Here is a 9,432-nt window from a genome sequence, read left to right as displayed (position 1 = left end):
GTCCACTGATTATATCGTTTCTCTTTTGGTTGGGGGTGGCGCAACCTGCTTGCTGAGTGCACTTCAACACGGCAAGGAGCAGAACATGCATATCGGCTTCATCGGTCTGGGCAATGTCGGCGGCAAACTTGCGGGCAGCATCCTGCGCAACGGCCACGCTCTCACGGTTCTGGATCTGAACGGTGATCTCATGGAACAGTTTGTGGCCTCGGGCGCAAAGCGGGGTGACAGTCCGAAGCAACTGGCGGAAACCTGCGACATTGTCATCACGTGCCTGCCGAGCCCGGCGGCCTGTGCCACTGTTGTCGAAGGCCCGGATGGGATTCTTCAGGGCATCGGACCCGGCACGGTCTGGGCGGAAATGTCGACCACCGATGCCGGCGAAACGCGTCGTCTCGCCGATCTTGTCATTGCCCGGGGCGGCGAGGCGATCGAATGCCCGGTTTCGGGGGGATGCCACCGCGCGGCGACCGGGAACATCTCCATCTTCGCCGGGTGCGAAAGGGATACGTTTGAAAAGGTCCTGCCGCTTCTGACGGTGCTCGGCCGGCGCGTCCTGCACACAGGCGGGATCGGCAGCGCCTCCGTCCTGAAGGTGGTGACCAACTACCTTGCCACCGCCAACCTCGTCTCGCTTGCCGAGGCGCTGGTCACGTGCAAGGCGGCCGGCATGGACCTGAACACCTCCTACGAGGCGATCCGCATTTCTTCCGGAAATTCCTTTGTCCACGAGACCGAGAGCCAGGTGATCCTGAACGGGTCCCGCGACATTTCCTTCACCATGGACCTGGTGGCCAAGGATATCGGCCTCTTCCAGTCGATCGCCGACGCGCATGACGTGCCGCTGGAATTGTCTCCGCTGCTCAACACGCTGTTTGCCGACGCCATCGGGCGCTACGGACCGAGGGAACTCTCGCCCAACATCATACGACGGCTTGAAGACGCGACGGGGCTGGACATAACCGCACCGGGCTTCCCCGCGGAAATGCTTGACGACGAGCCTGAAGAAGCCGGATATGAGGTCGTGCCGACTCGCGGCACCGGGAGCGAAGAGTTTTTGCGGAAAGCGGCAGGCTGATGATCGAAAAGCGGCAGTTCTATATCGACGGCAAATGGGTTGATCCGGCAGAGGCGAGGGACCTTGCGGTGATCAACCCGGCGACCGAGAAGCCTGTCGCCGTCATCTCTCTCGGTGCCGCTGCAGACGTCGAGCGCGCGGTCGCGGCCGCAAAGCGCGCCTTCGTTTCCTGGTCAGGGACAAGCGTTGCAGAACGGGCGTCGTTGTTGCAGCGGATCATCGACATCTATGAGCGCCGGTCTGCGGACATGGACGAGGCCATCCGGCTGGAAATGGGAGCACCGGCGGACTTCGTGCGCGAACAGCAGACACCCGCCGGTACGGGGCACTTGCAGGCGACCCTGGAGGCTCTGACGTCGCACCGGTTCGAGCGTCCGAGCCCGCGGGGCGGCAGCGTTCTCAGACATGAGCCGATCGGTGTCTGCGGTCTCATCACCCCGTGGAACTGGCCAATCAACCAGATTGCCGCCAAGGTCGCTCCCGCGCTCGCGGCAGGGTGCACGATGGTGCTGAAACCGAGCGAAATCGCCCCGCTTTCCGGATTGCTGTTTGCGGAGATCCTGGATGAGGCCGGTTGTCCGGCCGGTGTCTTCAATCTCGTCAACGGAGATGGGCCCGGGGTCGGGGCGGCGATGTCCGCGCATCCGGGTATCGACATGATGTCCTTCACCGGGTCGACCCGGGCCGGGGTCGCGGTGACGCAGAGCGCGGCACCGACCGTCAAACGTGTCGCCCTGGAACTTGGCGGAAAATCACCAAACCTTGTATTCGCGGATGCGGATCTGGAGACGGCGGTCCGCTTCTCGCTGGAAAGCTGCTTTTCCAACACGGGGCAGTCCTGTGATGCGCCGACGCGGCTGCTCGTCGAAAACAGCGTTTATGAGCAGGTCGTGGCGCTTGCGGAGAAAATCGCGCCGGAAACCAGGGTCGGCGACCCGTCCGAGCCCGGCGACCACATCGGACCGGTGATCAGCGAACTCCAGTATGAACGCATCCAGGGGCATATCGAACGCGGTGTCGCAGACGGTGCGCGGCTGGTGGCGGGCGGTCCGGGAAAGCCGGAAGGCTACGAGACGGGGTATTTCGTCAAGCCCACGGTCTTCGCAGGCGTCACCAACCAGATGTCGATCGCCCGCAACGAAATCTTCGGACCCGTCCTGGTGATGATCCCGTTCGAAACTGAAGAAGAAGCCATTCAGATGGCCAACGACACGCCCTATGGCCTCGCCGCCTATATCCAGACCGGTGACCCGGAACGGGCTGGACGCGTCTCCCGGCAACTCAGGGCAGGCAGCGTCTATATCAATGGCGCGAGCCCGGACTGGGACGTTCCGTTCGGCGGCTACAAGCAATCCGGCAATGGCCGCGAATACGGCGAATTCGGTCTCGAGGACTTTCTGGAACTAAAGGCGATCACCGGGTGAAGCCGACCGGATCGCCGGTTCGCTGCATGCGCGCTTTTCTGCGTCCGATTGCCGCCATCCAATTCGGCTTGTGAGGCGTAACACCAACACAAGCAATCAGGTTGGTGGTGCCATGAAGTCATCCGGATCCCGTACGATCGCAATTGCAACGCGTCCCGTGGCGCGTCTTTGCCGCAACGCTGCCTTGCAATCGGCGTTGGCGGTGCGCTGATGGAAAGAAACGCGATCGGGATTATTGGCGCGGGTATCGCCGGGCTCTCCTGCGCGCGCATTCTGCAAAAGCACGGATACACTCCCGTCCTCCTGGAGAAGGGGCGCGGTGTCGGCGGGCGCGTTGCCACGCGCCGGACCGATGAGGGGTTCCAGTTTGACCACGGCGCGCAATTCATCACTGCCAGAAGCCTCGACTTTCGCGACGTGATTGCAAGCCTGAGCAGGGAAGGTGCGGCCGCGGTCTGGTCAGGCATGGACCGCGAGATCATTGTCGGGACCCCGTCGATGAACGCTATCGCCAAGGCGCTCGCCGAAGGGCTCGATATCAGGCGCAACACGCGCGTTACGGAACTCAGCGCCGGCAAAGGCAACTGGCGCGCGGCGACCAATCTGGACAGCGTTCTTGAGTTTGACCGGATCATCATCACGGCTCCGCAACCGCAGACGGTCGACCTGATCGGCGAGGAGCATCCGCTGTCGAAGGCGGTTGCCGGTGTCCGCATGTCGCCCTGCTGGACGCTGATGGTGACCTTTGCGGATCAGCATGACATTCCCTTTACGAGCCGTTCCGCGCCAGACAGCTATCTTGCCTGGATCGCGCTCAACAGCTCCAAACCGGAGCGGCCCGATACGAACAGCTGGGTCGTTCAGGCCAGTGCCGAATGGAGCGAGAGGAACCTGGAGCGTGAGCCGGAAGACGTTGCGCAGGAAATGCTGCTGCGTCTCTGCGGTGTCTTGCGGGTGGACCCGTCGAGCGTGCTGCACAGACGTGCACACCGCTGGCGCTATGCGCAGGTCGAGGAACCGCTCGGCAAACCGTTCTGCCGCAATGTGGCCGGTACGCTGTATCTCGGCGGTGACTGGTGTCTCGATGCCCGTGTGGAAGCGGCCTGGATGAGCGGCAAGGCGATTGCAGAGGATCTGCTGGGGGAGCTGAATGCTTGATGATCCGCGCATCGCCGGTCTCACACGGCTTGTTCTGGGGGCAGTCAAGCCCGCACCGGGCCGCGCGCGCATCTTGCTTGCGCTTTTCTCCGGCGTGCTCTGTCATCTTGTCTTTGCGATGGCGGTGATCGCGATGATGACCGTCATGTTCAGCGGCATGCAACTCGGCTTCGGGACGGTTGCCTGGCCCTGGGCTGCGCTCGTCAATCTTATGTTGATCCTCCAGTTTCCCCTCGTGCATTCCTTCCTTTTGACCGGGCCTGGCCGCCGACTGCTGGAGCGCCTCGTGCCGGGGCCTCACGGCAGCGTTTTGTCGACAACGACCTATGCCACGATTGCCTCGGCACAGTTGCTCGCGCTGTTCGCGCTCTGGACACCGTCCGGGATTGTCTGGTGGCAGGCGGAAGGGGTGCTTTTCTGGTTTTCCAGCGCTGCCTACGGTGCCGCCTGGCTGCTCCTCATGAAGGCGAGTTTCGATGCCGGGGCGGAGGTCCAATCCGGAGCGCTGGGTTGGATGTCGCTCATGGCGAAAGTCAGACCCGTCTTTCCCGACATGCCGGACAAGGGACTGTTCCGGCTGATACGCCAACCGATCTATGTTGCCTTCGCGCTGACACTGTGGGCGGTGCCCGTGTGGACCCCCGATCAACTGGTGCTCGCGACGGTCCTGACAGCCTATTGCGTCTTCGCCCCAAGGCTAAAGGAGCGGAGATTTCAAGCAGTCTACGGCGCGCGGTTTGCGCTTTACCGTGCGCAGGTGCCTTACATGCTGCCGCGCCTGGCAGCGGCAGGCCGTGCCGTGCGGAGGCATGACGGCACCGCGTCTTTCAAGGGCAGACACATCGCGCGAAAAAGGGAAGCTGATTGATGGAAACACTTGCACTTCTTTTGTGTGCGCTGCTGTTCGGGGGCATGGTCCTTTACGCGTTCGGGTTTGCAGCCTTCGTGTTCACGGCCCTGCCGCCGGACGTCGCCAGTCCCACCATCCGGCGCGCCTTTCCGTATTTCTATCTGTTTGTTCTCGGCGTTTCGGCGCTTGCGGCGCTATGTCTGTTTTCCGGAGACCTTGTGTCGGCATCGATCATGGCGGCGGTCGCGCTTTCGACCATCCCGACACGCCAGGTCCTGATGCCGGCGATCAACAAGGCGACGGATGAGGGCAGCAAGGGACGGTTCAAGATCCTGCACGGCCTGTCCGTTCTGATCACGCTCGCCCACATCGCCGCAGCCGCCTATGTTCTTGCGAGGTTCGTATGAGCAGCGATGGTCCCGCACTGCCGGTTGAAAACGTGCAGTCCTATCCGCGGCCGCCGCTCGTCGAGGCCGTGCCGCAGCGGATCCGCATCGTCTTTGCCGACACGTTGATCGTGGACAGTTTCCGGGCCTACCGGGTCCTGGAGACGCATCATCCTCCCACCTACTACATCCCGCCGGAAGACGTTGTCTGTGACCTGGTGCCGGCATCCGGCAGGAGCTTTTGTGAATGGAAAGGCTTTGCGCGCTATTTTGATGTGCGGGTCGGGAACCGTGTCAGCAGGAAGGCGGCCTGGTGCTACGACGAGCCGACGCGGACCTTTGTGCAGATCCGGCATCACCTGGCCTTTTATGCGGACAAGATGGACGGCTGCCAGGTCGGTGACCTGACCGTCGACGCCCAGGCAGGCAACTTCTACGGCGGATGGATCACGGCGAATCTCAGGGGAGTGCCGAAGGGGGCTCCCGGCACCGAGCACTGGTGATCAGCCGCTGTGTTCACCGGTCCGGTGAACCGTCGAGACCGGTTACCTTTGTTTCGTCAAACTGACCGGAAATCCTGACGGTGTGGATCACGCAAGTGGGGCGTTGCTGTTCAGGCGTGGTTTCCTTGATGAAACGGGGCTGGACCTGCCGCACTTATCGGGCGAGGTTAGTCTTTCTGAATTCTGGGAGGACTTTATGCGCGATCTGCGTATCTGCTTCGTCGGTGACAGCTACGTCAACGGGACCGGCGACGAACGCTGTCTGGGGTGGATCGGGCGCTTGTGCGAACGCCGGTTCACCCGGGACATGCAGCTGTCCTTCTATGATCTCGGAATCCGCGCTGAAACGACGTCCCAGATCCACGCGCGCTGGCGGCGGGATTGCGAAGCCCGGTTTCCGGAAGGCGCGGACAACAGGGTGGTTCTTCAATTCGGAATGAACGACATTGGCGACATCACCGGGAGCGGCCGTCAGATCGAAGAAGATGCCTCCGTCGAGGAAGCCGAGGCCTTCGTGAAGGAAGTCGCCGAGGCCTATCCGACGCTGTGGGTCGGGCTGCCGCCTGCAAATGAAGCCTGTTCCCCGATGCATCCGAGCGAAGGCCTGGAGGTGTCATTCTTTCAAAAGGACGCGGCAGCACTCAACGCGCGGTTCAAGACGCTGGCGGAAACGCTCGAGGTTCCCTATTTCGACCTGCAGACGCCCCTGCTTGCCAACCGAGACTACATGGCCAGCCTGACACGGGGCGACAGGATCCACTGCGACGGGACCGGATATGCCATGATCGCGAACCTGGTCGACAACTGGCCCGCCTGGAACGCGTGGTTCGAGGACCAATAGCCTGGCGTCTGTGGGGATTTGGCGCGCGTCCGCGAGACACGTTTGTCTGGACAGTTCCTGTCCGCTCACCTATCTCATGGTCAATGACCGTTCGCGTTCAACAGACTTCGAATGACTACGGCATCGTGGTCGAACAGCTGTCCGGCGAGGTGATCGCCCGGCGCGGCACCCATATTGTCGCGCGTTCCAGGAAAGCCCGGGTGATGTACGAGACCCGGCTGTCGCCGGTTGTCTATTTCCCGTTCGAGGACGTGCTCGCCGATCTGGAGCCCGCGCCCGCGCACAAGACCTTCTGTCCTTTCAAGGGAACAGCCTCCTACAGCCACGTGACGGTGGGCGGCGAGACGATCCAATACGGGGCCTGGCACTATCCCAAGGCGTTGCCCGAAGGGCAGGCGGTTGATGGATGCGTCGGTTTCATGCCCGGTGTCACCACCAGTATCGACCACGACGGAGACCCGGTCGCCGAAATGCCGACCGGCAACATCTCCGGGCCTGTCGTCGACTGGCTGCTGCGCGAGGCCTGGCTCGCCAAGACCCCCGAAGAGTTGCTCGCCGCACTGGGCAACAAGCTGGTTGCCGACGGAATAGCCGTCAGCCGGATGAGCATCCTGATCTGGTCGCTGCATCCGATGGTGGCCGGGCAGAACTGCATCTGGGTCCGCGGCGAGGACGAGGTGACCAGCCGCTACCCGTCCTACGAGATCCTGGAAAGTCCCGTTTTCAGGGACAGTCCGTTTCAGCACGTCGCAAACGGGCTGGGCGGTATCCGCCAGAAACTCGACACCAATCCGGACGAGTTCGACTTTCCGATCATGGAAGATCTGAAGGAACAGGGGGTGACGGACTACGTCGCGATGCCTCTGCCGTTCTCAGATGGCCGGATCAACGTGCTGACACTTGCCTCCGATCATCCGAACGGGTTCACGACCGCAAATCTGGGACTGATTTTCGAGTGTTCCGCGCTGATCAGCCGCCTGTTCGAAGTGTTCGCGCTGACTTCGAACGCGACGACGCTGCTGGAGACCTACCTCGGCAAACGCACAGGCGCGCGCGTTCTGGGCGGTGAGATCCGCCGCGGCGATGGCGACGTGATCGATGCCGCGATCCTGTTCTGCGACCTCAGGCACTCGACGCGGCTCGAAACCGAACTTGGGCGCGATGACTACGTCGCGGTGCTGAACCAGTTTTTCGAAACCGCGACGGATATCGTCAATGCGCATGAGGGCGAAGTGCTCAAGTTCATCGGCGATGCGGTTCTGGCGATTTTTCCGGCTGGCGCCGGTCATGCACAGGCCTGCCGCCAGGCCGCGGCCAGCGCCGATGAAATCGTCAAGGCCCTGGCCGAACCATGCAAGGAGAATGGCGGCATGCCGCTCTCCTGCGCCATCGGCATTGCCTATGGAGATGTGACCTACGGCAATGTGGGATCAAAGGAACGGCTGGATTTCACGGTCATCGGCAGCGCCGCGAACCTGGCAGCGCGTCTGGGTGAGCATGGCAAGGTCAACGGGAAGGAAATCGTCGCATCCGGGGAGGTTGCACGCGAATCCGGCTTTGCCCTGGAAGCGCTCGGCAGTCTCGATCTGCACAATGTCGCGGAGCCCCTGGAATCCTTTGCGATCAAGACGGGTTCCAAGGGGAAGGATTAAGCGGTTCTGTATGGCCGCGGATCAGCGCACCGTGTTTTCCCCCGCGAAACCACCCATCGGCTGATTGCGAACCAGGATGACCAGTCCGGACTTGCTCGGCTCGGTGCCCGTTTCGGCAACACCGCCATAGTTGGCGCAAAGATCTTCCGGACTTTTGTTCTGCGCGGGCGTGAACATCGTTATCGCCTGGCAGTCGACACGCCGCAACTCGCGGTCGGTCGCCGGGCTGTCGGACAGGACGATGCCGAGTCCGGCCAGAGCGATCACGAAGGTAGAGGTGGTTGCGATTGCAAACTTGTTCATTGTCCCCGATCCCATTTCCCGGTCGGCATCATGCCGGACCTTTCGATATGGACGGAGAATGGCGGAACGCACCTATACTTACCCTGAAATCCGCATTCACCTAGGGTTCATGTTAGGTGATTCGCCAAGATTTGCCGAGCCCGCGCCCGATTTCGGCCAGATTTGATTCGGGTTTGCTTTGGATAACAGGAATTTTTCTTGTTTGTCTTCCCGATCACCTTCGGGCTCACCGGCCCCGGATCTCACGGTGTTCGCCCGGGGTGACGAAGGAGGGGGTGATTGCTGCGGGCCCTGGGTTTCGCCTTTTCGTTCGTCGTCATCCCGGCCAAGCGGGGCGCAGAGCCGGGACCTACTCGTTTGCAGAGCGATCAAAAAAGCAAAGAGGAGGTCCGTGTCATCTCATGCGCGCGCAGACAGGCGAGTGAGCACCGGGTCTCACATCGTTCGCCCGGGGTAACGAAGGAGGGGGTGATTGCCGCGGGCCCTGGGTTGCGCCTTTTCGTTCATCGTCATCCCGGACGGAGCGAAGCGCAGAGCCGGGATCGGGGAGGCACTGACTCGTCGCTGTTTCGGTTACCCATCGGCACGCCGGGACTCACCGGCCCCGGATCTCACGGTGTTCGTCCGGGGCGACGATGGAAAGTTGTTGGGACGGTGTTCAACCGCAAAAAGGGGCGGAAAAACCGCCCCTTGACGTCGTCAGTTCAGATATTGAATCCGGATCAGGCGGGCTGTTGCGTCGTTTCGATGCCCTTGTCGGAGAGCATGCCCTGGAGTTCCTGGTTCTGGAACATTTCACGGATGATGTCGCAGCCGCCGATGAATTCGCCCTTGATGTAGAGTTGCGGAATCGTCGGCCAGTTGGTGAATTCCTTGATTCCGTGACGCAGTTCATCGTCTTCCAGAACGTTGATGCCCTTGTAGGGCGCGCCGACATAATCGAGGATCTGAACGACCTGGCCGGAGAACCCGCATTGCGGGAAGTTCGGCGTGCCCTTCATGAACAGCACCACATCGTTGGTGTCGACTTCGTTCTTGATCCAGTCCTGGATGCTCATGGATGTCAGTCCTTTTGATTGGCGGGCGTGAGGCGGTCACGGCCGGTCCGATAGATCAGTTTTGCCACCGCTCTCCAGATGCGCAGTTCCATCAGGACCATGACGAGCAACACCGCGAGAAGAAGCCAAACCATTCGATTTCCCTTACTTTGTCCGCATATGTGTTTCGAAACGCCGGA

The 9,432-nt window shown here is 61.6% G+C and carries 11 protein-coding genes; 8 read left to right on the top strand and 3 right to left on the bottom strand.

Features of this window, described 5'->3' with window-relative positions:
• Nucleotides 1-85 precede the first annotated feature (85 nt).
• The 8 genes from ACO07N_RS25595 to ACO07N_RS25560 all read left to right on the top strand — a co-directional run bounded on the left by ACO07N_RS25595 (nucleotide 86) and on the right by ACO07N_RS25560 (nucleotide 7,892).
• On the top strand, nucleotides 86-1,078 hold the full coding sequence (locus ACO07N_RS25595) for an NAD(P)-dependent oxidoreductase (RefSeq protein ID WP_421983704.1): 993 nt from the start codon (nucleotides 86-88) through the stop codon (nucleotides 1,076-1,078).
• Nucleotides 1,078-2,502: an aldehyde dehydrogenase family protein gene (locus ACO07N_RS25590; protein WP_421983703.1), complete on the top strand. Its 1,425-nt coding sequence runs from the start codon at nucleotides 1,078-1,080 to the stop codon at nucleotides 2,500-2,502. Before ACO07N_RS25595 ends, ACO07N_RS25590 begins: the two co-directional genes overlap by 1 nt.
• Before the next feature lie 210 nt (nucleotides 2,503-2,712).
• Nucleotides 2,713-3,660 (top strand): NAD(P)/FAD-dependent oxidoreductase, encoded by a 948-nt coding sequence (locus ACO07N_RS25585; protein ID WP_421983702.1) that lies wholly within the window; start codon nucleotides 2,713-2,715, stop codon nucleotides 3,658-3,660.
• Entirely contained in the window at nucleotides 3,653-4,528 is an 876-nt protein-coding gene (locus ACO07N_RS25580) for a methyltransferase family protein (protein ID WP_421983701.1), read from the top strand. Before ACO07N_RS25585 ends, ACO07N_RS25580 begins: the two co-directional genes overlap by 8 nt.
• Nucleotides 4,528-4,917, top strand: a complete 390-nt coding sequence (locus ACO07N_RS25575; protein ID WP_421983700.1) for a DUF4149 domain-containing protein — start codon at nucleotides 4,528-4,530, stop codon at nucleotides 4,915-4,917. The genes ACO07N_RS25580 and ACO07N_RS25575 overlap by 1 nt, the downstream gene beginning before the upstream one ends.
• Entirely contained in the window at nucleotides 4,914-5,399 is a 486-nt protein-coding gene (locus ACO07N_RS25570) for a DUF427 domain-containing protein (protein WP_421983699.1), read from the top strand. Before ACO07N_RS25575 ends, ACO07N_RS25570 begins: the two co-directional genes overlap by 4 nt.
• Nucleotides 5,400-5,595: 196 nt before the next feature.
• A complete protein-coding gene (locus ACO07N_RS25565) occupies nucleotides 5,596-6,240 on the top strand; it encodes a GDSL-type esterase/lipase family protein (protein WP_421983698.1) in 645 nt (214 codons plus the stop codon).
• 83 nt (nucleotides 6,241-6,323) lie between these two features.
• Nucleotides 6,324-7,892 carry a DUF427 domain-containing protein gene (locus ACO07N_RS25560; protein ID WP_421983697.1) on the top strand — a complete coding sequence of 523 codons (1,569 nt, stop codon included), beginning with the start codon at nucleotides 6,324-6,326 and terminating at the stop codon, nucleotides 7,890-7,892.
• A gap of 21 nt (nucleotides 7,893-7,913) precedes the next feature.
• Here ACO07N_RS25560 and ACO07N_RS25555 read toward each other — a convergent pair whose 3' ends face one another.
• The 3 genes from ACO07N_RS25555 to ACO07N_RS25545 all read right to left on the bottom strand — a co-directional run bounded on the left by ACO07N_RS25555 (nucleotide 7,914) and on the right by ACO07N_RS25545 (nucleotide 9,387).
• Entirely contained in the window at nucleotides 7,914-8,195 is a 282-nt protein-coding gene (locus ACO07N_RS25555) for an antitermination protein (RefSeq protein ID WP_421983696.1), read from the bottom strand.
• A gap of 722 nt (nucleotides 8,196-8,917) precedes the next feature.
• On the bottom strand, nucleotides 8,918-9,253 hold the full coding sequence (gene grxD / locus ACO07N_RS25550) for a Grx4 family monothiol glutaredoxin (protein WP_421983695.1): 336 nt from the start codon (nucleotides 9,251-9,253) through the stop codon (nucleotides 8,918-8,920).
• A 5-nt stretch (nucleotides 9,254-9,258) separates the two neighbouring features.
• Nucleotides 9,259-9,387, bottom strand: coding sequence for a hypothetical protein (locus ACO07N_RS25545; RefSeq protein ID WP_421983694.1), 129 nt, complete (start codon nucleotides 9,385-9,387; stop codon nucleotides 9,259-9,261).
• Nucleotides 9,388-9,432 lie beyond the last annotated feature (45 nt).

The sequence above is a fragment of the Roseibium sp. genome, from assembly GCF_965229775.1.
GTDB lineage: Bacteria > Pseudomonadota > Alphaproteobacteria > Rhizobiales > Stappiaceae > Roseibium.
Note: the sequence above shows the minus strand (reverse complement) of the source record. Positions and strands in the feature narration are given on the sequence as shown.

What these genes read in the sequence shown, in the direction of transcription:
- ACO07N_RS25595 (WP_421983704.1), top strand. Translation starts at nt 86, where the DNA reads ATGCATATCGGCTTCATCGGTCTGGGCAATGTCGGCGGCAAACTTGCG.
- ACO07N_RS25590 (WP_421983703.1), top strand. Translation starts at nt 1,078, where the DNA reads ATGATCGAAAAGCGGCAGTTCTATATCGACGGCAAATGGGTTGATCCG.
- ACO07N_RS25585 (WP_421983702.1), top strand. Translation starts at nt 2,713, where the DNA reads ATGGAAAGAAACGCGATCGGGATTATTGGCGCGGGTATCGCCGGGCTC.
- ACO07N_RS25580 (WP_421983701.1), top strand. Translation starts at nt 3,653, where the DNA reads ATGCTTGATGATCCGCGCATCGCCGGTCTCACACGGCTTGTTCTGGGG.
- ACO07N_RS25575 (WP_421983700.1), top strand. Translation starts at nt 4,528, where the DNA reads ATGGAAACACTTGCACTTCTTTTGTGTGCGCTGCTGTTCGGGGGCATG.
- ACO07N_RS25570 (WP_421983699.1), top strand. Translation starts at nt 4,914, where the DNA reads ATGAGCAGCGATGGTCCCGCACTGCCGGTTGAAAACGTGCAGTCCTAT.
- ACO07N_RS25565 (WP_421983698.1), top strand. Translation starts at nt 5,596, where the DNA reads ATGCGCGATCTGCGTATCTGCTTCGTCGGTGACAGCTACGTCAACGGG.
- ACO07N_RS25560 (WP_421983697.1), top strand. Translation starts at nt 6,324, where the DNA reads ATGACCGTTCGCGTTCAACAGACTTCGAATGACTACGGCATCGTGGTC.
- ACO07N_RS25555 (WP_421983696.1), bottom strand. Translation starts at nt 8,195, where the DNA reads ATGAACAAGTTTGCAATCGCAACCACCTCTACCTTCGTGATCGCTCTG.
- grxD (WP_421983695.1), bottom strand. Translation starts at nt 9,253, where the DNA reads ATGAGCATCCAGGACTGGATCAAGAACGAAGTCGACACCAACGATGTG.
- ACO07N_RS25545 (WP_421983694.1), bottom strand. Translation starts at nt 9,387, where the DNA reads ATGGTTTGGCTTCTTCTCGCGGTGTTGCTCGTCATGGTCCTGATGGAA.